27 protein-coding genes are annotated in these 25,075 nt (G+C 61.1%); 16 read left to right on the top strand and 11 right to left on the bottom strand.

Translation table 11 applies throughout. The annotated features are described in order from the left end of the window. Positions 1-28: 28 nt before the first annotated feature. The 7 genes from HX821_RS22645 (at position 29) to HX821_RS22615 (ending at position 7,820) form a co-directional block, all read left to right on the top strand. A complete protein-coding gene (locus tag HX821_RS22645) occupies positions 29-1,165 on the top strand; it encodes a branched-chain amino acid ABC transporter substrate-binding protein (protein WP_003217449.1) in 1,137 nt (378 codons plus the stop codon). 253 nt (positions 1,166-1,418) lie between these two features. After that, a complete protein-coding gene (locus tag HX821_RS22640) occupies positions 1,419-2,333 on the top strand; it encodes a branched-chain amino acid ABC transporter permease (RefSeq protein WP_003217447.1) in 915 nt (304 codons plus the stop codon). 2 nt (positions 2,334-2,335) lie between these two features. Further along, positions 2,336-3,613 carry a high-affinity branched-chain amino acid ABC transporter permease LivM gene (gene livM / locus HX821_RS22635; RefSeq protein WP_003217445.1) on the top strand — a complete coding sequence of 426 codons (1,278 nt, stop codon included), beginning with the start codon at positions 2,336-2,338 and terminating at the stop codon, positions 3,611-3,613. Then, positions 3,610-4,485 (top strand): ABC transporter ATP-binding protein, encoded by an 876-nt coding sequence (locus HX821_RS22630; protein ID WP_003217442.1) that lies wholly within the window; start codon positions 3,610-3,612, stop codon positions 4,483-4,485. The genes livM and HX821_RS22630 overlap by 4 nt, the downstream gene beginning before the upstream one ends. Then, the gene (locus tag HX821_RS22625) at positions 4,482-5,198 is read left to right on the top strand and encodes an ABC transporter ATP-binding protein (protein WP_003217439.1); all 717 of its coding nucleotides are present in this window, start codon (positions 4,482-4,484) and stop codon (positions 5,196-5,198) included. The genes HX821_RS22630 and HX821_RS22625 overlap by 4 nt, the downstream gene beginning before the upstream one ends. Before the next feature lie 790 nt (positions 5,199-5,988). Further along, positions 5,989-6,756: an SDR family oxidoreductase gene (locus HX821_RS22620; protein WP_003217437.1), complete on the top strand. Its 768-nt coding sequence runs from the start codon at positions 5,989-5,991 to the stop codon at positions 6,754-6,756. 158 nt (positions 6,757-6,914) lie between these two features. Then, positions 6,915-7,820, top strand: coding sequence for a cation transporter (locus HX821_RS22615; RefSeq protein ID WP_177036425.1), 906 nt, complete (start codon positions 6,915-6,917; stop codon positions 7,818-7,820). Here HX821_RS22615 and HX821_RS22610 read toward each other — a convergent pair. The 5 genes from HX821_RS22610 to ureE all read right to left on the bottom strand — a co-directional run bounded on the left by HX821_RS22610 (position 7,792) and on the right by ureE (position 11,511). Further along, the gene (locus HX821_RS22610) at positions 7,792-8,922 is read right to left on the bottom strand and encodes an AGE family epimerase/isomerase (RefSeq protein WP_177036424.1); all 1,131 of its coding nucleotides are present in this window, start codon (positions 8,920-8,922) and stop codon (positions 7,792-7,794) included. The two genes, HX821_RS22615 and HX821_RS22610, sit on opposite strands and share 29 nt — an antisense overlap. 182 nt (positions 8,923-9,104) lie before the next feature. Further along, on the bottom strand, positions 9,105-9,677 hold the full coding sequence (locus tag HX821_RS22605) for a HupE/UreJ family protein (protein WP_087692463.1): 573 nt from the start codon (positions 9,675-9,677) through the stop codon (positions 9,105-9,107). Between the two features lie 24 nt (positions 9,678-9,701). Beyond that, on the bottom strand, positions 9,702-10,316 hold the full coding sequence (ureG, locus tag HX821_RS22600) for an urease accessory protein UreG (protein ID WP_003217431.1): 615 nt from the start codon (positions 10,314-10,316) through the stop codon (positions 9,702-9,704). A 23-nt stretch (positions 10,317-10,339) separates the two neighbouring features. Further along, positions 10,340-11,014 carry an urease accessory protein UreF gene (locus tag HX821_RS22595; RefSeq protein ID WP_177036423.1) on the bottom strand — a complete coding sequence of 225 codons (675 nt, stop codon included), beginning with the start codon at positions 11,012-11,014 and terminating at the stop codon, positions 10,340-10,342. Continuing rightward, complete coding sequence (gene ureE / locus HX821_RS22590) at positions 11,011-11,511, bottom strand: urease accessory protein UreE (protein WP_177036422.1); 501 nt, start codon at positions 11,509-11,511, stop codon at positions 11,011-11,013. The genes HX821_RS22595 and ureE overlap by 4 nt, the downstream gene beginning before the upstream one ends. Before the next feature lie 337 nt (positions 11,512-11,848). Between ureE and HX821_RS22585 the strand changes: the two genes are divergently transcribed. Continuing rightward, entirely contained in the window at positions 11,849-12,337 is a 489-nt protein-coding gene (locus HX821_RS22585; protein WP_003217425.1) for a C40 family peptidase, read from the top strand. Between the two features lies 1 nt (position 12,338). Here HX821_RS22585 and HX821_RS22580 read toward each other — a convergent pair whose 3' ends face one another. Together HX821_RS22580 and HX821_RS22575 are read right to left on the bottom strand one after the other, a co-directional pair. After that, entirely contained in the window at positions 12,339-12,971 is a 633-nt protein-coding gene (locus HX821_RS22580) for a TetR family transcriptional regulator (protein ID WP_003217423.1), read from the bottom strand. Between the two features lie 151 nt (positions 12,972-13,122). Then, positions 13,123-13,572 carry a hypothetical protein gene (locus HX821_RS22575; RefSeq protein ID WP_003217421.1) on the bottom strand — a complete coding sequence of 150 codons (450 nt, stop codon included), beginning with the start codon at positions 13,570-13,572 and terminating at the stop codon, positions 13,123-13,125. 368 nt (positions 13,573-13,940) lie between these two features. Here HX821_RS22575 and HX821_RS22570 point away from each other — a divergent pair, with 368 nt between their 5' ends. After that, positions 13,941-16,010: an AsmA family protein gene (locus tag HX821_RS22570; RefSeq protein WP_003217419.1), complete on the top strand. Its 2,070-nt coding sequence runs from the start codon at positions 13,941-13,943 to the stop codon at positions 16,008-16,010. Positions 16,011-16,147: 137 nt separating this feature from the next. On the opposite strand, the gene HX821_RS22565 is transcribed toward HX821_RS22570, so the two are convergent. Both HX821_RS22565 and HX821_RS22560 read right to left on the bottom strand, forming a co-directional pair. Further along, on the bottom strand, positions 16,148-16,678 hold the full coding sequence (locus HX821_RS22565) for a bacterioferritin (RefSeq protein ID WP_003217418.1): 531 nt from the start codon (positions 16,676-16,678) through the stop codon (positions 16,148-16,150). A gap of 98 nt (positions 16,679-16,776) precedes the next feature. Further along, a complete protein-coding gene (locus HX821_RS22560; RefSeq protein WP_085984661.1) occupies positions 16,777-17,688 on the bottom strand; it encodes a LysR substrate-binding domain-containing protein in 912 nt (303 codons plus the stop codon). Between the two features lie 124 nt (positions 17,689-17,812). On the opposite strand from HX821_RS22560, the gene HX821_RS22555 reads away from it, so the two are divergent. Together HX821_RS22555 and HX821_RS22550 are read left to right on the top strand one after the other, a co-directional pair. Then, positions 17,813-18,454 carry an FMN-dependent NADH-azoreductase gene (locus tag HX821_RS22555; RefSeq protein ID WP_087693121.1) on the top strand — a complete coding sequence of 214 codons (642 nt, stop codon included), beginning with the start codon at positions 17,813-17,815 and terminating at the stop codon, positions 18,452-18,454. A gap of 1 nt (position 18,455) precedes the next feature. Next, positions 18,456-18,761 carry a multidrug efflux SMR transporter gene (locus HX821_RS22550; RefSeq protein WP_102367994.1) on the top strand — a complete coding sequence of 102 codons (306 nt, stop codon included), beginning with the start codon at positions 18,456-18,458 and terminating at the stop codon, positions 18,759-18,761. Here HX821_RS22550 and HX821_RS22545 read toward each other — a convergent pair. Then, positions 18,754-19,650, bottom strand: coding sequence for a DMT family transporter (locus tag HX821_RS22545; protein ID WP_177028640.1), 897 nt, complete (start codon positions 19,648-19,650; stop codon positions 18,754-18,756). The genes HX821_RS22550 and HX821_RS22545 overlap by 8 nt on opposite strands. A gap of 97 nt (positions 19,651-19,747) precedes the next feature. Here HX821_RS22545 and HX821_RS22540 point away from each other — a divergent pair, with 97 nt between their 5' ends. The 3 genes from HX821_RS22540 to HX821_RS22530 all read left to right on the top strand — a co-directional run bounded on the left by HX821_RS22540 (position 19,748) and on the right by HX821_RS22530 (position 22,120). After that, entirely contained in the window at positions 19,748-20,542 is a 795-nt protein-coding gene (locus tag HX821_RS22540; protein WP_003217407.1) for a helix-turn-helix transcriptional regulator, read from the top strand. Positions 20,543-20,605: 63 nt separating this feature from the next. Next, positions 20,606-20,920 carry a PsiF family protein gene (locus HX821_RS22535; RefSeq protein WP_003217404.1) on the top strand — a complete coding sequence of 105 codons (315 nt, stop codon included), beginning with the start codon at positions 20,606-20,608 and terminating at the stop codon, positions 20,918-20,920. A gap of 186 nt (positions 20,921-21,106) precedes the next feature. Beyond that, positions 21,107-22,120, top strand: coding sequence for an AI-2E family transporter (locus HX821_RS22530; protein WP_003217402.1), 1,014 nt, complete (start codon positions 21,107-21,109; stop codon positions 22,118-22,120). 135 nt (positions 22,121-22,255) lie between these two features. Here HX821_RS22530 and HX821_RS22525 read toward each other — a convergent pair whose 3' ends face one another. Continuing rightward, the gene (locus HX821_RS22525; protein ID WP_102605727.1) at positions 22,256-23,524 is read right to left on the bottom strand and encodes an Hsp70 family protein; all 1,269 of its coding nucleotides are present in this window, start codon (positions 23,522-23,524) and stop codon (positions 22,256-22,258) included. Positions 23,525-23,812: 288 nt separating this feature from the next. Here HX821_RS22525 and HX821_RS22520 point away from each other — a divergent pair, with 288 nt between their 5' ends. Further along, complete coding sequence (locus HX821_RS22520; RefSeq protein WP_008439071.1) at positions 23,813-24,760, top strand: DnaJ C-terminal domain-containing protein; 948 nt, start codon at positions 23,813-23,815, stop codon at positions 24,758-24,760. 2 nt (positions 24,761-24,762) lie between these two features. Further along, positions 24,763-25,071: a chaperone modulator CbpM gene (locus tag HX821_RS22515; RefSeq protein WP_003217397.1), complete on the top strand. Its 309-nt coding sequence runs from the start codon at positions 24,763-24,765 to the stop codon at positions 25,069-25,071. The last annotated feature ends 4 nt before the right edge of the window (positions 25,072-25,075 follow it).

Here is a 25,075-nt window from a genome sequence, read left to right as displayed (position 1 = left end):
ATTCAACAAAAACCTCGGAGCACCACTCATGTCCCAGACGTTTTACAAGAAAGGTTTTCTAGCCCTCGCCGTTGCTGCGGCGCTGGGTGTTTCTGCGTTTGCTCAAGCTGATGTGAAGATTGGCGTAGCGGGGCCGATGACCGGCGCCAACGCGGCATTTGGTGAGCAGTACATGAAAGGTGCCCAGGCGGCAGCCGATGTCATCAACAAGGCCGGCGGCATCAACGGCGAGCAGATCAAGCTGGTGGCCGGCGATGACGCCTGCGAACCCAAGCAGGCCGTGGCCGTGGCCAACCGCTTGGTTGACCAGGACAAAGTGATTGGCGTGGTCGGGCACTTCTGCTCGTCGAACACTATCCCAGCCTCCGAGGTGTATGCCGATGCGGGCGTGATCATGATCACCCCGGGCTCAACCAACCCGCAGGTTACCGAGCGTGGCCTGTCGGCCGTGTTCCGCATGTGTGGTCGTGACGATCAGCAAGGCATCGTGGCCGGCGACTACATCGTCGACGTGCTCAAGGGCAAGAAAGTTGCCGTTATCAACGACAAGGACACCTACGGCAAAGGCCTGGCCGACGCCACTGCGGCGCAGTTGACCAAGCGCGGCGTGAAGCCGGTGCTGGAAGAAGGCCTGACCCGTGGCGAGAAAGATTTCAGCGCCTTGGTTACCAAGATCCGCTCCACCGGTGCTGACGTCGTGTACTTCGGCGGCCTGCACCCGGAAGCCGGCCCACTGGTTCGGCAGATTCGTGAAGCCGGCCTGAAAGACGTCAAGTTCATGTCCGATGACGGCGTGGTGACCGACGAACTGGTGGCCACTGCCGGTGGTGCACAGTATGTGGATGGCGTGTACATGACCTTCGGCGCCGACCCACGCCTGCTGCCAGACAGCAAGACCGTGGTGGAAGAGTTCCGCAAAAATGGCACCGAGCCTGAAGGCTACACCCTGTACGCCTACGCCTCGATCCAGGCCCTGGCCGCCGGTTTCAATGGCGCCAAGTCCGACAAGGGCGAAGACGCAGCCAAATGGCTGAAATCCCACCCGGTCAAAACCGTCATGGGCGAGAAGAACTGGGACGCCAAGGGCGACCTGAAAATCTCCGACTATGTGGTTTACCAGTGGGACAAGGACGGCAAGTATCACCAGCTGGAAAAGCAGAAGTAATAGTTAGCGCGATGGGTTAGACGCCACTTGACCCTGTGGGAACCGGGCTTTTGTGGGGGCTGGCTTGCCTGCGATAGCGTCACCTCGGGTTGACTGACATTCCGAGGTGTCGCTATCGCGGGCAAGCCCGGCGCCCACACACGCCAGCTCCTACACGGGGACTTGGTTGCCAGCCCCTTTTGTGTCTGTCTTTTCCTCCTAGAAGATCCGCACACCCACAGGTGTGCAGGCTCTCACTGCGTGAGATTGCGTTATGGATGGTATTTTCCTGCAGCAACTGGTCAATGGGCTGACCCTCGGGTCGGTCTATGGCTTGATCGCCATCGGCTACACAATGGTCTATGGCATCATTGGCATGATCAACTTCGCCCATGGCGAGGTTTATATGATTTCCGCTTACCTCGCGGCGATCAGTCTGGCACTGCTGGCTTACTTCGGCATCGAATCCTTCCCGCTGCTCATCCTTGGCACCCTGATCTTCACCGTCGTCGTCACCGGCGTCTACGGCTGGGTCATCGAGCGTGTCGCCTACAAACCGCTGCGCAACTCCACCCGACTGGCACCGCTGATCAGCGCCATCGGTATTTCGCTGATCCTGCAGAACTACGCGCAGATCGCCCAGGGCGCCAAGCAACAAGGCATCCCGACGCTGCTGGCCGGCGCCTGGAGAGTCGATATCGGCACCGGCTTCGTGCAATTGACCTACACCAAGGTGTTCATCCTGGTGGCCGCGTTCGTCGGCATGGGCCTGCTGACCTACATCATCAAGTACACCAAGCTCGGCCGCATGTGCCGCGCTACCCAGCAAGACCGCAAAATGGCGTCGATCCTCGGTATCAACACCGACCGGGTCATCTCCTACGTATTCGTGATTGGTGCCGCCATGGCCGCGCTGGCCGGTGTGCTGATCACCCTGAACTACGGCACGTTCGACTTCTATGCCGGCTTCATCATCGGCATCAAGGCATTTACCGCAGCGGTACTCGGCGGCATCGGCTCCCTGCCTGGGGCCATGCTGGGGGGGATCATCCTGGGTATTTCCGAGTCGCTGTTCTCGGGGTTGATCAACTCTGACTACAAAGACGTGTTCAGTTTCTCCCTGCTGGTGGTGATCCTGATTTTCCGTCCCCAGGGCCTGCTCGGTCGCCCACTCGTGGCGAAGGTATAACTATGTCTGCTGCCTACTCTATCGATATCAAGAAAAGTGTCGTCGATGCGGTACTCGCCGGGCTGATTTCGCTGATCGTGTTCGGTCCGATCGTCGGCGTGGTCCTCGACGGCTACAGCTTCAACCTGCAACCGGCGCGTGTCGGCATCCTGGTGGCCATCGTGATGGTCGGCCGGTTCGCCATGAGCCTGTTCCTGCAAACCCCAAGGGGCCTGCGGATTCTGCAAGGGTTTGAAAGCACCGGCTCCGGTGTGCATGTGCTCAAGCCGGACTACAAGTCGCGCCTGCGCTGGATCATCCCGGCGTTGATCGTGATTGCCATCGTATTTCCGTTCTTTGCCAACAAATACCTGCTGACCGTGGTGATCCTCGGGTTGATCTACGTGTTGCTGGGCCTTGGCCTGAACATCGTGGTCGGCCTGGCCGGGCTGCTCGACCTGGGTTACGTGGCGTTCTACGCCATCGGCGCCTATGGCCTGGCGCTGGGTTACCAGTACCTCGGCCTGGGCTTCTGGTCGGTGCTGCCGCTGGCGGCGATTTGTGCGGCGCTGGCGGGGTGCATACTCGGGTTTCCGGTGCTGCGAATGCACGGCGATTACCTGGCGATCGTGACCCTGGGCTTCGGTGAAATCATCCGCCTGGTGCTGAATAACTGGCTGTCGTTTACCGGTGGCCCGAACGGCATGCCGGTGCCGTCGCCAACGTTTTTCGGCCTGGAGTTCGTGCGCAAGGCGAAGGATGGCGGGGTGCCTTTCCACGAGTTCTTCGGCATCGACTACAACCCCAACATCAAATTCCTGTTCATCTACATCGTGCTGTTCCTGGTGGTGCTGCTGGTGCTGTACATCAAGCACCGCCTGACCCGCATGCCGGTGGGCCGCGCGTGGGAAGCCTTGCGCGAAGACGAAATCGCCTGCCGTTCCATGGGCCTCAACCACGTGCTGGTGAAGCTCTCGGCGTTCACCATCGGCGCGTCCACTGCCGGTCTGGCCGGGGTGTTTTTCGCCAGCTACCAGGGCTTCGTCAACCCGTCGTCGTTCACCTTCTTCGAGTCGGCGCTGATCCTCGCCATCGTGGTATTGGGCGGCATGGGCTCGACCGTCGGCGTGGTGATTGCCGCGTTCGTGCTGACGGTGGCGCCGGAGCTGCTGCGCAGCTTCTCCGAGTACCGCGTGCTGCTCTTCGGCGTGTTGATGGTGGTGATGATGATCTGGCGACCACGAGGCCTGATTCGTATCAGCCGTACCGGTGTTGTCCCACGTAAAGGAGTGGCGCCATGAGCAAGGAAGTCGTTCTTTCCGTGGAACACCTGATGATGCACTTTGGTGGCATCAAGGCCTTGAGCGACGTAAGTCTCAAGGTCAAGCGCAACTCGATCTTCGCCCTGATCGGTCCCAACGGTGCCGGCAAGACCACCGTGTTCAACTGCCTGACCGGTTTCTACAAAGCCTCCGGCGGCAAGATCGAACTCAATGTGCGCGGCAAGCAGACCAACGTGATCCAACTGCTGGGCGAGCGCTTCAAGGCCACCGACTTTGTCTCGCCGAAAAGCTTCGTCAGCCGGGTGTTCTACAAGATGTTCGGCGGCACTCACCTGGTGAACCGGGCGGGTTTGGCGCGCACCTTCCAGAACATTCGCCTGTTCAAGGAAATGTCGGTGGTGGAGAACCTGCTGGTGGCCCAGCACATGTGGGTTAACCGCAACATGCTCGCGGGCATCCTCAATACCAAGGGCTACCGCAAGGCTGAAAGCGACGCCCTCGACCATGCGTTCTACTGGCTGGAAGTGGTGGACCTGGTGGACTGCGCCAACCGCCTGGCCGGCGAGCTGTCCTACGGCCAGCAGCGCCGCCTGGAAATCGCCCGTGCCATGTGCACCCGACCGCAGATTATTTGCCTCGACGAACCGGCCGCCGGCCTCAACCCCCAGGAAACCGAAGCCCTCAGCGCGATGATTCGCCTGCTGCGGGACGAGCACGACCTGACGGTGGTGCTGATCGAACACGACATGGGCATGGTGATGAGTATTTCCGACCACATCGTGGTGCTGGACCACGGCAACGTGATTGCCGAGGGCGGGCCGGAAGCGATCCGCAATGATCCGAAGGTGATCGCGGCTTATCTGGGCGCTGACGAAGAGGAACTGGTATGAGTGAGCCAATCCTCGAACTGAAAGACCTGGACGTGTTCTACGGCCCGATCCAGGCCCTGAAGAAAGTTTCGCTGCACATCAACGAAGGCGAAACCGTGAGCCTGATCGGCTCCAACGGCGCGGGTAAATCCACGCTGCTGATGTCGATCTTTGGCCAGCCACGGGCCGAGTCCGGGCAGATCATCTACCGCGGCGTCGACATTACCCACAAGTCGTCCCACTACATCGCCTCCAACGGCATTGCGCAGTCGCCGGAAGGGCGGCGGGTGTTCCCCGACATGACCGTCGAGGAAAACCTGCTGATGGGCACCATCCCGATTGGCGACAAGTTCGCCACCGAAGACATGCAGCGCATGTTCGAGCTGTTCCCGCGGCTCAAGGAGCGGCGCAACCAGCGGGCGATGACCATGTCCGGTGGTGAACAGCAGATGCTTGCCATCGCCCGCGCACTGATGAGCCGGCCCAAGCTGTTGCTGCTGGACGAGCCGAGCCTGGGGCTGGCGCCGATCGTGGTGAAGCAGATCTTTTCCACGCTGCGGGAGCTGGCGTCTACCGGCATGACCATCTTCCTGGTGGAGCAGAACGCCAACCATGCGTTGCGCTTGTCGGACCGGGCGTACGTGATGGTCAACGGCGAGATTCGCCTTACCGGCACCGGCAAGGAGCTGCTGGTGAATGAGGAGGTGCGTAACGCCTACCTCGGCGGGCACTGATGTAACTCTGATCGTTCCCACGCTCCGCGTGGGAACGCCTCTTGTGACGCTCTGCGTCACGCTTTGGGACGCGGAGCGTCCCGGCCTGCATTCCCACGCAGAGCGTGGGAACGATCATCCACAGTGCTTTCCTGAAATTGTGGACAACAAATCCGGGCACCTGCCAAAGCGCGACATATAGCCGCCGCAAATCCCTGTTTTGTCACAGTTTTGACTTGTCCCCAAGCACTGTGGAACCGGCTGTGGGTAACGTGGGAGTAGCTGGCTGGAGGCCTTTGTTTTCGTGGCTTGCAGCGTGGTGGTTGTTTATTGATCAGTGAATTTTTCGTGACCACCCGAGGGGTTTGTCAACCTGTTTAAAGACACAGGTATATGACCGGAATATGTCATTACGGCCTGTGGATAAGTCTGTGACTAAACTCTGGAAAGAGTGCCGCAGAGGCCGGAATGACTGGCCTGGAGCCATCGTCCTGGTTGCACCGTTTTGAACCGGGCTACATACGGACTACGCAAGGTCAAGCAAAAAACTTTTTGAATCGCGCTGAAAGCCTTGTGTAGCGCGGCTTTCAGCTTTTGTACTTGCCCCCAAAGACTGTGGACGGGGCTGTGGATAAGGTGCGCGCACATGGCTGCACGCCACGGCCTGTATGGCTTTCGGGCGATTGGTTGAATTTCGTACAGCATGAGCGGCATTCACCTGTGTCCACAGCGTGTATCAGTTGCCGCCAGCCCGGCAGCCGGGCATTCTGCTGGCTGATTTTTTACCTCGTAGCCCCGCAAGGAGAACACCATGTCCAATACGCTGTTTATTACTGGCGCGACCTCCGGTTTTGGCGAAGCCTGTGCCCGCCGTTTTGCCGAAGCCGGCTGGAAACTGGTGCTCACCGGCCGCCGCGCAGAGCGCTTGAACGCCCTGTGCGCCGAGCTTTCCAAGCAGACCGAAGTGCTCGGCCTGGTGGTGGACGTGCGTGACCGCAAGGCCATGGAAGAGGCGATCGCCAACCTGCCGCCGTCCTTTGCCACGCTGCGCGGGCTGATCAACAACGCCGGCCTGGCGGTGGGCACCGACCCTGCGCCGAAGTGCAGCCTCGACGATTGGGAAACCATGGTCGACACCAACATCAAGGGTCTGCTGACCACCACCAGCCTGCTGTTGCCGCGCCTGATCGCCCATGGCCGTGGCGCCGGCATCATCAACCTCGGTTCCATTGCCGGCAGCTACCCGTACCCGGGCAGCCACGTGTATGGCGGCACCAAGGCCTTCGTCAAACAGTTCTCGCTGAACCTGCGTTGCGACCTGCAGGGCACCGGCGTGCGCGTGACCAACATCGAGCCGGGCCTGTGTGAGAGTGAGTTCTCGCTGGTGCGCTTTGCCGGTGACCAGGCGCGTTATGACGCGACTTATGCCGGTGCCGAGCCGATCCAGCCGCAGGACATTGCGGATACGATCTTCTGGGTGCTTAACACCCCGGCACACGTGAACATCAACCGCCTGGAGCTGATGCCAGTGAGCCAGACCTGGGCCGGGTTTGCGATTGAGCGCGGCGCCAAGGCCTAAGTTCGTCGAGCTGTTGTGGCGAGGGAGCAAGCTCCCTCGCCACAGGGTTTTGTCAGGCTTGAATATGCGGCAAATCGGCCAAAACAGGACATAAGGTACACTCCACCCCTGAAAACCCCGCCGCGCTGTGCGGTTCAAAGGTTTTGACAGGAGGATATGTGAGTAACCGAGGTGAGCAGTCGCTGCTCAAACAATCGACCATCCTGATGTTCGCCGTGGCGATCGCCGGGATTGTCACAGGGGTGGTGTCGGGCGCCCAATCAATTTTATTCGACGGCTTTTTCTCGCTGATCGCCACCGCCATCAAGGTGCTGATGCTGATCACGGCCAAGCTGATCGCCAAGAAAAGCAACGAACGTTTCCAGTTCGGCTACTGGCACCTGGAACCCATGGTGCTGCTGATCGAGGGCAGCTTTTTGCTGTTGATCGCCATCTACGCGTTTCTCAACGGCGTGTTCGGCATTATCAATGGCGGGCGCGATATCGAGTTGGGCCTGGTGATCATCTATGCGGCGGTGTTTACCGTCGTCGAGTTTGCCTATTTTTTCTACGTGCGTTACCGCAATTGCACGCTCAAGTCGTCGCTGATCCAGTTTGACAACATCAGTTGGTTGGTGGACGCGATGCTGTCGGTGGGGCTGCTGGTGAGCTTCCTGGCGGCGCTGTTGCTCAAGTCCCAGGGCTATGGGCAGTGGGCGGTGTATGTGGACCCGTTGATCCTGATCCTGCTGGCGTTGAGCATGCTGGCGCCGGCCTTCAAGATCCTGCGCCCGGCGCTACGCGACGTGTTGGGGATTGTGCCGGACCAACTGGACGGAAAAGTGCGCGAAGTGATGGAGGCGGTCGTGGCCAGGCATGGTTTCGATGATTACGTGTCCTATGTGCAGAAGCACGGGCGGGCGCGGTTTATCGAGATTCATGTGGTGCTGCCGGCGGATTACCCGGTGGATAACGTCGCCACCCTGGACGGGCTGCGCGAAGAAATATCCACAGGGTTGGGCACGCCCGACGCGGCCCGCTGGCTGACGATCAGTTTTACCGGGGACCGCAAATGGATTGCGTAAGGCCCAGGTAGCACGTCGCCAAGTGGTAAGGCGTGGTCGACGGCATGTCCCGCCGGCTCACGTGCCCCTTGGCATCCAGGCACTCATTCCAGCCTTTGTCGTGCAGGAAGCGTTGTTGCAGCGCCAGCAATTGGCGTTGCAGCACGGCTTCACTGTCGGGCCGCAAGGTCAGCGCCCGCAGGTATTCGGCCTGGGCCCAGATGCGCTGGGTGCCGTCGCGCACGCTGCCGTCCAGGGCGAGCATGCCGCTGACCGCACCGGTCACGTTGTCCACACCCTTTTGCTCGGCATAGGTGAACGCTTTGCTCAGTGATGTGTGCAACGGTGTGCCCCGCAGCAAATCCGAAGATTCCAGCAGGAAGAACCATTCGAACTGATGCCCCGGTTCAAACCAGTTATCCACAGCGCCCAGCGGTTTTTCCATCATCACCCCGTGTTGGCGGTCGATGAAGCGCTTCTGCATGGCGTTGGCCAGGTCCAGCAACGCGTCTTGGGTGACGGCGTCCTCCCGCACGGCCAGCGTGGCGAGGAAACCTTCGGCAAGGTGCATCAGCGGGTTTTGCAGAGGGCCAGACTTGAGGGATGACCAGTTACGTTCCAGCACCGCTTCGTACAGGCCGTCGCCGGTGGCGAAGCGTTCGGCGACCACTTCCAGGGCGGCATCGAGCACCGACTCGACCAGCGATTCACGCACCTTGGCCCAATAGTGGGCGCAGGCGAAGATGATGAAGGCGTGGGTGTAGAGGTCCTTGCGTTTATCCAGCGGCTTGCCGTGGGCGTCGATGCTGTAGAACCAGCCGCCGTGCTCGGCGTCGTGGAAGTGCCGTTGCAGGGAACGGAACAACGCGGCGGCGCGCTCCTCGGCAAAGGCTGCGCCGGGTTCACCGATCAGGCTGGCAAACAGGTACAACTGCCGTGCGCAGGCCATGGCGCGATAGCGTTGCGGGGGCAAAGGCCGATGATCGGCGTCCAGGGCCTCATAGGGCAGCGCCAGGTCGGCATTCCAGCCCGGGCCTTGCCAGAGCGGCACGATCAGGTCGTGGAAGTGCGTCAACACGGCGGTCAATTGAGGCTTGAGGGCGGAGCTTGGAGCGATGGGCATCGGCTGGCGTCGTCACGGCAGGGGTGTTTGCGCGACATGGTATCAGGCTTGGGATCGGTGTTGTCTTTACTGCCGCCTTCGCGAGCAAGCCCGCTCCCACATTCGATCGAGTTCCATTGTTGGAATGCAGTCGACTGTGGGAGCGGGCTTGCTCGCGAAGAGGCCCTCAGGAGCACCGAAAATCAGGCAGCGAGCAACCAAACCCCGGTCGCCGCCGAAGCCGCACCCGCCACCCGCACCAACGGCGCAGCCGCCGCCGGCAGGAAACGCACCACGGCATAACCGGCAGCATGCAAAACCGCCGTCGCACCCACAAACCCTATGGCATACGCCCACGGGCTGGACATGTCCGGCAGCTCCAAACCATGGGCCACGCCATGGAACAGTGCAAACAGCGCCGTCGCCGCCACCGCCACGAACAACGGCGGCCGCACCGCCAGCGCTACCGCCAGGCCCAGCGCCAGCACCGACGCGGCAATCCCGCTTTCCAGCGCCGGCAGTTCCAGCCCTTCAAAGCCCAGCATCCCGCCGATCAGCATGGTGCCGACAAACGTGCACGGCAGCGCCCAGCGCGCCGAGCCTTTTTGTTGAGCGGCCCACAGGCCCACGGCGACCATTGCCAGCAAGTGGTCGATGCCGCCCAGCGGGTGGCTGATACCGGCCACCAGGCCGTTGTCGCCATGGCCGGGGTGGGCGAAGGCGAGGGCGGGAGTGAGCAGCAAGGCTGCGGCAGCGAGAAGTGTATTGAGGCGCATGGACAGGCTCCTTGTGGGGGTTGATCAGGCTGCGGTCAGCAAGCCCTGGCGTTCGATGAAGGCGACGATTTCTTCCAGGCCGACGCCGGTTTTCTGATTGCTGAAGACGAAAGGTTTACCGCCGCGCATGCGCTGGGTATCGCTGTTCATCAGCTCCAGGGATGCGCCTACCAACGGCGCCAGGTCGATCTTGTTGATCACCAGCAGGTCGGATTTGCAGATTCCCGGCCCGCCTTTGCGCGGCAGCTTGTCGCCGGCCGACACATCGATCACGTAGATGGTCAGGTCCGACAGTTCCGGGCTGAAGGTGGCCGACAGGTTGTCGCCGCCGGATTCCACCAGGATCAGGTCCAGGCCGGGAAAGCGACGGTTCAACTGGTCTACTGCTTCGAGGTTGATGGAGGCGTCTTCGCGAATCGCGGTGTGGGGGCAGCCGCCGGTTTCCACACCGATGATGCGCTCGGGCGCCAGGGCCTGGTTGCGCACCAGGAAGTCGGCGTCTTCGCGGGTGTAGATATCGTTGGTGACCACCGCCAGGTTGTAGCGATCACGCAGGGCCAGGCACAGGGCCAGGGTCAGGGCGGTCTTGCCGGAGCCGACCGGGCCGCCGATGCCGACGCGCAGGGGTTGGGTGTTCATGTGATTCTCCAAGATAAAGTGCCCTAGGAACGGAACAGGCGGCTGTACTGGCGCTCATGGGCCATGCACGCCAGGGACAGGCCAAACGCGGCGCTGCCGTAGTGATTGGGGTCAAGCTGGCTGGCGTCCTGCTGGGCTTGTTGCAGCAGCGGCAGCAGTTCGCTGGTCAGGCGCTGGGCGGCTTGTTGGCCCAGAGGCAGCGTCTTCATCAGCACCGTCAATTGGTTTTCCAGCCAACTCCACAGCCAGGCGGCCAGGGCGTCATCCGGGCTGATCTGCCAGGCGCGGGCGGCCAGGGCCCAGCCCAGGGCCAGGTGCGGTTCGGAGCGCTGTGCCAGAAATTCTCGGGCGGCGTCATCCAGCTCCGGTAAACCGTTCAATAGCTGGTGCAGGGAATAGCCCATCTGCCGGCTTTCCTGATACAGCTCGCGGGTTTCACGGCTGGCGCGGTGTTCCTCACACAACTGCGCGAGGCGCGACCAGTCCTGTTCGGCGGCGGCCTGGCAGTGGGCGAGCAGCAGCGGCGCTTCGAAGCGCGCCAGGTTGAGCAACAGTTGATCGCTGATCCAGCGCCCGGCACTTGCCGGGTCGGTCACGCGGGCTTGCTCCACGGCCATTTCCAGGCCCTGGGAATAGCTGTAGCCACCAATCGGCAGCTGCGGACTGGCCAGACGCAACAGCGCCCAGGCTGGGTTCATAGACGTACGCCGAACTGGTGCAGCTTGGGCGGGTAGTTGAAGTCTTCGTCGCCATGGCGGGAATGGTGGTGGCCGCCGCCATAGGCGCCGTGTTCCGGCTGGAAGGGGGCCTCGATGGTCTCGGTCGTCGCGCCCAACTGATCGAGCATGGCCTTGAGCACGTAGTCATCGAGCAGGCGCAGCCAACCGTCACCCACTTGCAGCGCCACGTGGCGGTTGCCCAGGTGATAGGCGGCGCGGGTCAGTTCAAAGGCATTGCCGCAGGTGACGTGCAGCAGTTGTTCAGGCCGGGCGCACACGCGTACGACACGTCCGTCTTCAGCCTGTAGGAATTCGCCATCGTGCAGCGGCGGTTGGCCGCGCTCCAGAAACAGGCCGACGTCTTCTCCGTCGGCACTGATACAGCGCAGGCGGCTTTTGCTGCGGGCTTCGAAATTCAGCAGCAACTCTGCGGCCCAGACGGGTTGGGGGGCGATTCGGCGGTGGATCACCAGCATCAGAAAGCTTCCAGCTATGAGCGATAAGCAAGCTAGAGCAAGGGTCTTGCCAACCACGCGGGGAGTAGGAATTCCCTGTAGGCAGGCGACTTGTGCCACCTGATGGCGCAGGAAATTATTCCAAAATGTTTCATTTTGGTGCGTGGTTGGATTTATAGCACCGGATCCGGGCGCTCGGCGTTGAATTCCATTGCTTGGTGCATGAAATTTCTTTCATCTTTTATGAGTTTTGATTGCTTGGGACTTTTCCTACGCACTTGCAGGATTTGCCGTGCGTTGCGTTACGCGCTGTTTCATTAGGATTCCGCTCCGTATTTAATCTTCAGCGGTTTCCACCATGTACAAGTCATTTTTCTGTTTACTCATTGTCAGTTTGTCGCTCGCCATTTCATCTGCTTCGGCCAACCTTCAGCGTGCTCCGGCATTCGCCCCGCCACCTACTATCGACAACGTGATCGACCGCGCCCACGAGCTGTTGGGCACGCCCTATAAATTGGGCGGCGCTTCGGTGAAGCAGGGCTTCGATTGCAGCAGCTTCCTGGTGTACCTGTTCAAGACCGAAGCCAACATTCATCTGCCTCGCACCACCTCGGCGATGCACCGCTCAACCGCGGCCACGGTCAAGCGCAATGCGTTGCAACCGGGTGATGCGGTGTTTTTCAGGGGCAATGGGCGCGGCCAGGTCAGCCACGTTGGTCTCTATATAGGAGAGGGCAAGTTCATCCACTCGCCACGCACGGGCAAAAGCGTGCGCATCGACTCACTGGCCAACAGCTATTGGAACCGGAACTACACCACCGCCAAGCGTTTTCACACCGTGCGCTGAGTTATTCGGTGCTGCCCAGGCCTTGCCAATGCTTGAGGCCGATAAAGATGAAACGCAGCTGCTGGGTGATCTTGGCTTGTGGCGTGAGGTGCGCAGGCAGCGCTTCGGCGGGCGGGTCGATAATGTCGGGCAGGGTGGCGAACACGCTCTTGACGATCAGGTCGGCCATCACGTGCAGGCCGTCGGCATCCAGGTGCTGGAGCTTGGGCATCAGGGTCAGGTCGGCGGCGAGGTCGCTGGCGATGTCTTCACGCAGGGCACCAATGGCTTGGCGAACGGCGAGGCTGCCACCGTATTGCTCGCGGGCCAGGAACAGGAATTGCGAACGGTTGGCGGCGACCACATCCAGGAAAATCCGTACCGAGGCATCAATGATGCCGCCCATCACGAATTCGTTGTGGCGCACCAGGCGAATCGTCGCGCGAAAGGTCTGGCCGACTTCACTGACCAATACCAGGCCCAACTGATCCATATCGGCAAAGTGACGGTAGAAACCGGTGGGCACGATGCCGGCGGTCTTGGCCACTTCACGCAGGCTGAGGCTGCCGAACCCACGGCCACACTCCATCAGATGGCGGGCTGCGTCCATCAGGGCGAGTCGGGTCTGTTGCTTCTGTTCGGCGCGGGGCAGCATTGGCAGGCGGGCTTTGTGGACAAGGACAGCGACGCACTCTAGCAAATCAGCTTTGCCAGCGTCGAACTTCAAAAGGGAGAAGGGCGTTGCGGTTCACACAAAGTCAAAGCCCGATCGGCTGATCGGGCTTTTTTCCAGGGCCAGCACGGGCTTAGCTCTGTGCTTGATGCAGTTCTGCCAGACGGTCAGCACCGCCTTCCACTACGCCGTCAGCATAAGCGCGTTTGTTGGCGCGGCTCGAACCATCTTCAACCAGGCCTTTCTGTTCCAGGCGATCACGGCCACCTTCGGCAACAGCGTTGCGTTCCATCAGGCGATCAGCGCCACCTTCAACCAGGCCTTTCTGTTCCAGACGGTCACGGCCACCTTCAGCAACGCCTTCGGTGTAGGCACGTTTGTTGGCTTGTTCAGAACCGTTTTCAGTGATGCTGCCGTTGTAGTCGGTGTTGTTCTTGTCCGAAGCGCCGCTGCGAGCCAGGGTTTGGCTGAAGTGGGAAGCGTCGGCTTTCACTTGTGGGGTTGCCTGTTCAGCAGCTGGCAGGGCAAATGCGCTGGTGGCCAGGAGGGAAAGTGCAAAGCTTGCGAGTATTTGGCGTTTCATGATGGGTTGCTCCTTGGGAGGGCGATAAATTGGGTACAGGGCTAATGCTACTCTTGATAAGTCGATATAAAAGTTCATAAACACAATGGTAATAATCAACAGAATTGATTGTTCCCTGCGAAGGCTCTATCTCGCAGGTCTCAAGCCCGCGCTTTTGCACCGAGGTGGGTATTTTCGACACGAACGTGGGTAACAACGGTGCGTCGTTGATGATTGAAACTGTCTGGTTGGTCAGGAAAGGCGGTTTTTATGAGGAATTCATCAATGGGGTTAAACCCCCGCGCCGTTTGTCAGTCGTAGCCATATAAGCTGTAGTCAAAACGCGCGCCGCAAAGCGCCCGCTCAGTCGTAACCTGGAGTCCTGTGCAATGACGCGCACTCGTAAAATTCTCGCCTGGAGCTGCGCCAGCTTCGTTTTGTTAATCGCCATTGTGGTGTTGGTCCTGGTGTTCTTTGACTGGAACCGGATCAAGCCGCCCCTCAACGCCAAGGTCTCCGAAGAGCTGCATCGACCGTTTGCCATCAATGGCAACCTGGCAGTGGTGTGGCAGCGCGAGCCCGATGAGGGTGGCTGGCGCGCCTGGATTCCGTGGCCCCATGTGATTGCCGAAGACCTGACCCTGGGCAATCCCGACTGGTCGAAAGCCCCGCAGATGGTCACCCTCAAGCGCGTGGAGTTGCGTATCTCGCCCCTGGCGTTGCTGGCCCAGCGCGTGGTGATCCCGCGTATCGACCTCACCGAACCGAGTGCGCAGTTGCAGCGCCTGGCCGATGGCCGCGCCAACTGGACCTTCAAGTTCGACCCCAAGGACCCGAATGCCGAACCGTCCAACTGGGTGGTGGACATCGGCGCCATCGGCTTCGACAAAGGCCATGTGACCCTCGACGACCAGACTCTCAAGACCCAGCTCGACGTCGTGATCGACCTGCTCGGCAAGCCGATCCCCTTCGGCGAGATCGTCGGCGATGCCGACGCCAGGAAAGCCCTGGAAAAAGGCTCGGCGCCGCAGGATTACGCGTTCGGCCTCAAGGTCAAGGGCCAATACCACGGCCAGAAACTCGATGGCACCGGCAAGATCGGTGGCCTGCTGGCCTTGCAGGACGCGGCCAAGCCTTTCCCGCTGCAAGCCCAGGCCAGGATCGGCGACACCAGCATCGCGCTGGCCGGCACCCTGACCGACCCGATGAACCTTGGCGCCCTCGACCTGCGCCTCAAACTCTCCGGCAGCAGCCTGGGCAACCTGTACCCGCTGACCGGCGTGACCTTGCCGGATTCGCCGGCCTATTCCACCGACGGCCACCTGATCGCCAAGTTGCATGAGGCCAGTGGCGCGTCGTTCCAGTATGAAAACTTCAACGGCAAGATCGGCAACAGCGACATCCACGGCAACCTCGGCTACGTCGCCAGCCAGCCGCGGCCCAAGCTCACCGGGGCGCTGGTCTCCAACCAGCTGTTGATGACCGACCTGGCGCCGCTGATCGGTGCCGACTCCAACGCCAAGCAAAAAGCCCGTGGCGGCGAAAGCAAGCAGCCGGCGACCAAGGTGCTGCCGGTGGAAGAGTTCCGCACCGAGCGCTGGCGCGACATGGATGCCGACGTCGAATTCACCGGCAAACGCATCGTCCACAGTGCCGAATTGCCGTTCACCGATCTCTACACTCACCTGGTGCTGAACGACGGGCAGTTGAGCCTGGAGCCCCTGCGTTTCGGCGTGGCCGGTGGCAAGCTCGACGCGCAGATTCGTCTCAACGGGCGCACCACGCCGATGGAAGGCCAGGCCAGACTCACCGCGCGCAACTTCAAGCTCAAGCAGTTGTTCCCGACCTTCGAGCCGATGAAAACCAGCTTCGGTGAGCTCAACGGCGACGCGGACATTTCCGGACGCGGCAACTCCGTCGCGGCATTGCTTGGCACGTCGAATGGCGATCTGAAGATGTTGATCAACGACGGCGCCATCAGCCGCGGACTGATGGAAATCGCCGGGCTCAACGTTGGCAACTACGTGGTCGGCCGCCTGTTTGGCGACAAGGAAGTGAAGATAAACTGTGCGGCCGCAGACTTCGGCATCAAGTCGGGCCTGGCGACGACTCGCCTGTTTGTGTTCGATACCGAGAACGCGATCATCTACATCGATGGCACCGCGAACATGGCCAGCGAGCAGCTTGACCTGACCATTACCCCGGAGTCCAAAGGCTTCCGCCTGTTCTCCCTGCGCTCGCCGTTGTACGTCAACGGGCCGTTTATCAAACCGAATGCTGGCGTGAAGGCGGTGCCGCTGATGCTGCGTGGTGCGGGCATGGTTGCCTTGGGTGTGATTGCCGGCCCGGCGGCGGGTTTGCTGGCGCTGGTGGCACCGAGCGGCGATGAGCCGAACCAGTGTGCGCCGCTGCTGCAACAGATGAAGGAAGGCAAGGCACCTAAAACAGTGAAAGGCTAGCTGACAAAACCGTGAGCCAAATGTGGGAGCGGGCTTGCTCGCGAAGGCGGTGGATCAGTCAAGAATGTTCCGACTGACCCACCGCCTTCGCGAGCAAGCCCGCTCCCACATGGGTTTTGCGGTGTTAGCTGTGTTAGTTACAGGTCCTTCAGAATATCCGCCATGTCGTCGGCGTGTTCTTCTTCCTGGGCCAGGATGTCTTCGAAGATCCGGCGAGTGGTCGGGTCTTTGTCACCGATGTACTGGATGATTTCGCGATAGCTGTCTACCGCGATGCGCTCGGCCACCAGGTCTTCGTAGACCATCTCCTTCAGCGTATTGCCGGCCACGTACTGCGCGTGGGAATTCTTCGACAGCAGGTCGGGGTTGAACTCCGGCTCGCCACCCAACTGCACGATACGCTCGGCCAACTTGTCGGCGTGTTCGGCTTCCTGGGTGGCGTGCTCGAGGAACTCCTCGGCGGCGACATGCGCCTTGACGCCATTGGCCATGAAGTAGTGGCGCTTGTAGCGCAGCACGCACACCAGTTCGGTGGCCAGCGATTCGTTGAGCAGACGCAGGATTTCCTGGCGGTCGGCGTCATAACCTTCGGTCACGGCACCGTTTTCGACGTTCTTGCGGGCGCGGTCACGTAAAGTGGCTACGTCAGACAAATGTGAGTCAGTCATCTCATTCTCCTGGTACTAATCCGGTTTTGCGCCACGCTCTGCCGGCGTGATCGCTCCAAGTTGTGAGTCCCAGGCAACGCAAAAAGTTTTATCGGATTTTACAGAGCGTGCCCCGACAGCCGCGCTTCCTCCTGCAACCACTCAAAAAACGCCCGGACCGGCGGGTGCCGTTCCCGTCCCGGTACGCACAGGGCGCTGTAGCCGGCGCCGTTGACGCGGACCTGTGGCCGGTAAGGCACCAGCAACCCGCTGGCGACGCTTTCCGAGACCAGGATATTGCTCGCCAGCACCAGGCCCTGGCCGGCGATGGCCGCTTGCAGGGCGTAGTGTTCTTCGTCGTATTCGCGCAGCGGCGAAGCGGATTGCAACCAGTCTTCCCCGGCCTTTTCGCACCAGGCCTGCCAGCCCAGGGCGTACAGCCTGGAGTTGTGCCAGCGCACGCTGATCAGGGTCGGGGTGCGCTCGCGCGCCAGGGCGACTTGTTCGGGGGAGCCATACACGGCGAAACATTCGTCGAACAGGCACAAACCGTAGAGGTTCGTGTAGTCGTCGATGCTGTAGCGGATCACCAGGTCGACGCTGGCATCCTGCTGTAAATCGACGACGGCGCAGTTGGTGTCCAGGCGCAGGCTGATATCCGGATGGGCGGCATAGAAGCGCCCGAGTCGCGGCACCAGCCACAGAGCGGCAAACGCCGGCGTAGTGGAGAGCGTGAGATTGCCGGCGCTGCGTTGCGGGCGCAGGGTGTCGACGCTTTGCGCGACGTCCAGCAAGGCGCCGTGCAGGCTGTGGAACAGGCGCTCGCCGCGTTCCGTCAGGCGCACCTGGCGCGGAAGGCGCTCGAACAGTGGCACGCCGAGCCAGGTTTCCAGGGAGCGAATCTGGTGGGATACCGCCGTCGGCGTGACCGACAACTCCTGGGCGGCGGCCTTGAAGCTCAACAGGCGCGAGGCCGATTCAAAGGCGCGCAGGGCGGTCAGGGGCAGCGAAGCAAACATGTGAGGCTCCATGAATGAATTCAGTTCATCCAAAACAACTATTGCTCATTTGTGAGGGTGGCCGCTCGGCTCTAGATTTATGCGCAACAGAGGCAGCCATTCAGGTTGCCTGAGTCTAGCGTGTGAAGGCCTACAGATGAAAAAAATGCTTGCGATCCATTCCAGCCCCCGCGGCGAACGTTCCCACTCCCGGCGCCTTGCCGAGGTGTTCCTGGCCGCCTGGCACACCGCCAATCCCGACGCGCAGTTGACCCGTCGCGAAGTGGGCCGGGCGTCTATCCCCCACGTCAGCGAGGCGTTCATTGCCGCCAGCTTCCACCCGGAGCCGCAGGCGATGCCGTTGTCCATGCACGCCGATTTGCAACTGAGCAATGAGCTGGTAGCCGAGCTGGTCGAGCACGAACTGCTGGTGATTTCCGTACCGATGTACAACTTCGGGATTCCCAGCGGCCTCAAGGCCTGGATCGACCAGATCGTACGCATGGGCCACACCGTGGATATCACCCAGGACAGCCAGGGTATCGCCCAGTACCAGCCGTTATTGTTGGGCAAAAAGGCCTTGATCATCACCAGTCGCGGCGGCAGCGGCTTTGGCCCGGGCGGGGAAAACGAGGCGATGAACCACGCCGATCCGCACCTGCGGACCGCGTTGGGGTTCATCGGCATTGAAGACGTCACGGTGATCGCCGCAGAAGGCGAAGAGTCCGACCCGAGCGTTTTCCGCCGTTCCTGCGATGCAGTCGAGGGGCAACTGCGCGACCTGGCCGGGAGCTTCTGAAGTGTCGTGGCTTTTCCTGCTGATCGCCGCCGGCTTTGAGGTGACCTTCGCCATGGGCATGAAGTACGCCGACGGCTTCACCCGGCTGTGGCCGTCGCTGGTCACCGTCATCGCGGCCGTGGGCGGGATCTACTTCCTGACCCTGGCCATGCGTGAGTTGCCGGTGAGCGTGGCCTACCCGATCTGGACCGCCATTGGCTCACTGGGCACGGTGTTTCTCGGGTTCGCGTTGCTGGGGGAGAGCCTGACGCTGATCAAGCTGGTGTCGGTGGGCTTGATCGTCGCCGGAGTGGTGGGGCTCAAGTAGCTTCCTGCGCGCTGACATTGCTGCGAACCGGCGTCGTCCAGCGCTCCGACAAAATCACCCCGCCCAGGGTCAGCAAGCCGCCCACCAGGTGATACAGCGCCAGTTGCTCCTTCAACACCACTGCGGCAATCAACGCGGTGATCAGCGGCAGCAGGTTGAAAAACAGCGTGGTGCGGCTTGGGCCGAGGGTCTTCACCGAATGCATCCAGGCCAGCGGCGCGAGCATCGAGGCCAGCAGGCAGGCGTACAGCACCAGCGGGATATTCGACCAGCCAAGGCCGGCCTTGTCGGAGAGCAGGAACAGCGGAAACAACACCACCACCGCCACCAGCACCTGCAGGTACAGCAAAACCAGTGGCGGCAAGCGCAGCTGCCATTTTTTCAGCAGGGTGCTGTAGACCGCGTAGGCGAGGGTGGCCACCAGCATCATCGCGTCACCCATATTCAGCCCGTGTTGCAGCAGGGCGCTGAGACTGCCGGCGGAAACCACCACTACCACGCCGGCGAACGACAGCACGGCACCGGTCAGGGCGCCGAAGGTCAGGCGTTGGCCAAGGCTGATGATGGCGGCGGTGAGGGCCATCAGCGGCATCAGCGAGAGGATGATGCCCATGTTGGTGGCCGAGGTCAGGTTCGCGGCGTAATACGCCAGGCTCTGGTACACCGCCATGCCCAGCACGCCGAGGATGAAGACCTTGCCCAGGTTGGGACGAATCAGCGGCCAGTTGGCGATGACGGGTTTGAGCATGAACGGGGTAAACAGCAGGCCGGCCAGCAGCCAGCGGTAAAAACCGATCTCGGCAGGGAAAATCGTCCCCACCGCGAGTTTGTTGACCACGGTATTGCCGGCCCAGATAAAAATGGCCAGTAACGGATAAGCGTATTGCATCGAAAAGAACCAATTGCGTCTATGAGCGGTGATTATCCTTTGTCTGGATCGAAGCCTATACTTCGATCCAGCCATCCGACCTTTGTATCCAGACAACATGCTCAAGAAGTACATCAACCTTCCCGATTTTGACCAGTTGCCGGCCCCGGTGTATTTCCGTTATTCGGAATTCGAGGCTGACACCCATGCCAGTGCGCACCAGCATGCCTGGGGTTCCCTGGACTACTCGGCCCGTGGCGTGATGCGCTTTGAAGTGGCCGGCAGTCGCTTTATGTCGCCGCCGCAATATGCGGTATGGATCCCACCCAACACCCAGCACAGTTCCTACAACGCCCAGGCGATCGTCTACCGCTCCGTATATCTGGCGCCCGCCTTGTGCGAGCAATTGCCGGCGCAGCCGTGCACCCTGACCATCAGCGATATCCTCAAGGCGATCCTCAGTGATTTCGCCGAGCGTGATGTCAACATTCCCGAGAACGAAGCCGACGTGCGCCTGGCCCAGGTGCTGGTAGACCAGCTCAGGCAGGCGCCGGTGCACGATTGTTTCCTGCCGTATGCCAGCCATCCCGGGTTGCTCAGTGTGCTGGAGGGCATGCAGGCCGACCCTGGCGATAACCGCGCGCTGGCCCAGTGGGCGCAGCAGGTGCATGTCAGTGAGCGCACCCTGGCGCGGCAATTTGTGCGTGAGCTGGGGATGAGCTTCGGCGAATGGCGCCAACGCCTGCGGTTCCTGGCGTCGATCGAAGCGCTGGACAGCGCGCGCAGCGTCCAGGAAGTTGCGTTTGACCTGGGCTACAGCACGGCCTCGGCGTTTATCGCGATGTTCCAGCGCCAGGCCGGCTGCACGCCGGAGCAGTATCGCCGGACCCATATACGCGGCAGGAAGGTGTAACAGGGTTTGACTACACTGCTGGGGAGGCCGTGCCCCTCGGCACGGTAACAGGGAGAAAACTCCATGAAGATGCTGCGTATTCCGCTGTTGATGATGGGCCTGCTGCTGTGTTCCCAAGGCTTTGCCGCGACTGCCGCACAGACGGCTCAGCAACAAAAAATGACTACTTGCAACGCCGAAGCCAAGACCAGTGGCAAGACCGGTGATGATCGCAAGGCGTTCATGAGCAACTGCCTCAAGGCGGCCCCGGCGGCCAACGACGCCAAGACCCTGACCCCCCAGCAACAGAAGATGAAAGATTGCAACGCCACCGCGAAAACCCAGGCGCTGACCGGCGATGCGCGTAAAACCTTTATGAGCACCTGCCTGAAGAAATAATGATGCAGAACTCTGTGGGCGCTGGCTTGCCTAAGATTGCGACCTGACAGTCGATGCCTTTGTTGGCTGACCCACCGCCATCGCAGGCAAGCCAGCTCCCACATTGGACCGCGTTTAGACTTCTCGCTTGATTCACCCAACGCTGGCAGACTGCCCATCCTTTAACGCCGTTCGTTTTGAGGCTGTATGCCAACGTTTTCTCAGCGTCACGTGTTGTTGTTGGTCAGTTGCGTGCTGATTTTTGGCGGGCTGCTGCTGGTTTTGCCATTGAAGTTGCTGCCGAGCCTGCTGGCCGGGCTGCTGGTGTACGAGCTGGTCAACATGCTCACCCCGCAGTTGCAGCGGCTGATCGAAGGCCGGCGTGCGCGCTGGTTGGCGGTAGCCTTGCTGGGAACCTTGATCGTCAGCATCCTGACCCTGATCTTTGCCGGGGCCATCAGCTTCCTGCTGCACGAAGCGGAAAACCCGGGGGCCTCCCTCGATAAGTTCATGGGCGTGGTCGACCGTGCCCGCGGCCAGTTGCCGCCGTTCCTCGACGCCTACCTGCCGGCCAGCGCCGCCGAGTTCCGCGTGGCCATCGGCGAATGGCTGAGCAAACACCTCAGCGAACTGCAACTGGTGGGCAAAGACGCCGCGCACATGTTCGTGACCTTGTTGATCGGCATGGTGCTGGGGGCGATCATCGCCCTGCAACGGGTGCCGGACCTGACCAAGCGCAAACCCCTGGCGGCCGCGCTGTTTGATCGCCTGCACCTGCTGGTCCAGGCCTTTCGCAACATCGTTTTCGCGCAGATCAAGATCGCCGCGCTGAACACCGCGTTCACCGCGATTTTCCTCGCGGTGGTGCTGCCGTTGTGCGGGATCCACCTGCCGTTGACCAAGACGTTGATCGTGCTGACGTTCCTGCTGGGCCTGCTACCGGTGATCGGCAACCTGATGTCCAACACCCTGATCACCATCGTGGCCTTGTCGCTGTCGATCTGGGTGGCGGTGGCGGCGTTGGGCTACCTGATCGTGATCCACAAGGTCGAGTACTTCCTCAACGCGCGGATCGTCGGCGGACAGATCAGTGCCAAGTCGTGGGAATTGTTGTTGGCGATGCTGGTGTTCGAAGCCGCGTTCGGCCTGCCGGGGGTGGTGGCGGGGCCGATTTATTATGCGTACTTGAAGAGTGAGTTGAAGCTGGCGGGGATGGTTTAGGCATTGATGTTGCCTGGACTGGCCCCTTCGCGAGCAAGCCCGCTCCCACATTTGACCGAGTTCCAACTTTGGAATGCAGCCGAATGTGGGAGCGGGCTTGCTCGCGAAGGGCGCGCCACGGTTTTCAGCTAAAACTCAGTAGCCGTAGCGCTTGCTGGCCTCAATCGCCAGACCACTGCCAATACTGCCAAAGATGTTCCCTTCCACATGCTGCGCATTCGGCAGCATCGCCGAGATGCTGTGGCGCAGCGCCGGAATCCCGCTGGAACCCCCGGTAAAGAACACCGTGTCCACCTGGGCCACGTCCACCGAGGCGTCGTTGAGCAGTTGCGTCACCGCATTGCGCACCCGCTCCAGCAAGCCATCGATGGCCGACTCGAACAACGCCCGGCTCAACTCCACGCTCAACCCAGGCTCGACTCGGTCCAGCAGCACATGGCGGCTGTCCTGTTGGGTCAGTTGGATCTTGGTTTCTTCCACTTCCATCGCCAACCAGTGCCCGGCGCGCTGCTCGATCAGGTTGAACAGGCGGTCGATGCCACCCGTGTCCTCGATGTCGTAGCGCATGCTGCCCAGCGCCAGCTTGGATTTCTGCGAGTACACCGAGTTGATGGTGTGCCAGGTCGCCAGGTTCATGTGGTGGCTGGTGGGCATATAGGCGCCGCTCTTCATGCGGCTGCCGTAGCCGAACAGCGGCATCATGCCGGCCAGCGAGAGCTGCTTGTCGAAGTCGGTACCGCCGATGTGCACACCGCCGGTGGCGAGGATGTCGTCGTGGCGGTTGTCGATCTGGCGGCGCTCGGGCGACAGGCGCACCAGGGAGAAGTCGGAGGTACCCCCGCCGATGTCGACAATCAGCACCAGCTCTTCTTTCTCGATGGTGGACTCGTAGTCGAAGGCCGCGGCAATCGGTTCGTACTGGAACGAGATGTCCTTGAAGCCGATCTTGCGGGCCACGTCCACCAGGGTGTTCTCGGCTTCCTGGTCGGCCATCGGGTCGTCGTCGACGAAAAATACCGGACGGCCCAGCACCACTTCTTCGAACTCACGCCCGGCGGTGGTCTCGGCGCGGCTCTTGAGTTGGCCGATAAACAGCGCCAGCAGGTCGGTGAACGGCATGGCCGTGCCCAATACACTGGTGTCGTGCTTGATCAGCTTGGAACCCAGCAGGCTCTTGAGCGAGCGCATCAGCCGGCCTTCGTAGTTTTCCAGGTACTCGTGCAGGGCCAGGCGACCGTACACCGGGCGGCGCTCTTCGAAGTTGAAGAACACCACCGACGGCAGCGTGATCTTGTCGTCCTCCAGCGCGATAAGCGTTTCCATGCCGGGACGAATCCAGCCGACGGTGGAGTTGGACGTGCCGAAGTCGATACCGCAGGCACGGGCTGGGGATGGGTTTTTCATGTCAATCGGGTTCCGGTTGAAAAACGGCCGCGCAGTGTATGCCACCCGCGTGCAGATGCGTAGGCCGACTATCCGCTAAATACAACGCACTTGTTACCTTGAAAGCCCGGCCTTTGCCCCCAAATCCTCCCCATACGGTTGGTGGCTGCAGGATTCTGCCCGCAGCGCCGATAAACTTCTGACGCACCCTTCGGTCACAAGATTGAGATCGGTCAATCCAGACGCCGCAAACAGGCGCATGCTGTGACGCTGGCAGTGCGATATCGATAATGGATGGTGATGCCCCCGATGGACTTCAAAGACTATTACAAGATTCTCGGTGTAGAACCCACCGCTGACGACAAGGCGATCAAGGCCGCCTATCGCAAGCTGGCGCGCAAATATCACCCGGACGTGAGCAAGGAAAAGGACGCTGAAGCCAAGTTCAAGGACGCGTCCGAAGCCTATGAAGCGCTGAAAAGTGCCGACAAGCGCGCCGAATACGACGATCTGCGCAAATACGGCCAGCATGGCCAGCCGTTCCAGGGCCCGCCAGGCTGGCAGAGCCGTGGTGGCTATGGCGGCGGTGGCCAGGACACCGGCGACTTCTCGGACTTCTTCAGCTCGATCTTCGGTTCGCGCGGCAATGGTTTTGGTGGTGCCCAGGGCCGCAGTGCCGGGCGTCGAGGGCAAGATGTGGAAATGGAACTGCCGGTCTTCCTCGAAGAGACCCTGTCCAACGAGTCCAAGCAGGTCAACTTCCAGGTGCCGCAATACAACGCGGCCGGCCAGCACGTCAGCAACACCACCAAGAGCCTGAACGTGAAGATCCCGGCCGGTGTGGCCGACGGCGAGCGCATCCGCCTCAAGGGCCAGGGCGCGCCTGGGATTGGCGGTGGTGCCAATGGTGATCTGTACTTGATCATCAAGTTCGCGCCACACCCTAAATTCGATGTGGAAGGTGAGAACCTGATCATCACCCTGCCACTGGCCCCGTGGGAGCTGGCGTTGGGCACGGAAGTGGCGGTGCCGACCCTCACCGGCAAGATCAACCTCAAGGTGCCGGCCGGCAGCCAGAACGGCCAGCGCATGCGCGCCAAGGGCCATGGCTTGTTGAACAAGGCCGGGCAGCGCGGTTACCTGTTTGTGCAACTCAAGGCGGTGATGCCGAAAAACACCGACGACGAGGTCAAGGCGTTGTGGCAGGAACTGGCACAAAAAGCCGCCTTCGATCCAAGAGAATCATGGAGTAGCTAACAATGAGCAGTCCCCGTTTGGTTCAAGTGAACATGGCAGAATTCTGTGAGGCCACCGACCTGTCGGTGGCCTACGTGATCGAAATCGTCGAGCACGGCATCGTTGAACCGGTGGGGACCAGTCCCGAGTCCTGGCGCTTCACCGATTACGAACTGGCCCTGGCCAAGCGCGCCTCGGCGCTGCAAAAGGACCTGGAGCTGGAATGGGAAGGCGTCGCCCTGGCGCTCGACCTGCTGGAGGAAGTCCAGCAACTGCGGGCCGAGAACCAGATGCTCAAGCAACGGCTGGGGCGGTTGGTGCAAACGCCCTGAATCC

This window comes from Pseudomonas sp. B6001 (assembly GCF_013386015.1).
GTDB lineage: Bacteria > Pseudomonadota > Gammaproteobacteria > Pseudomonadales > Pseudomonadaceae > Aquipseudomonas.
The sequence above is the reverse complement of the archived record's forward strand: the minus strand, read 5'-3'. Positions and strand labels throughout refer to the sequence as shown.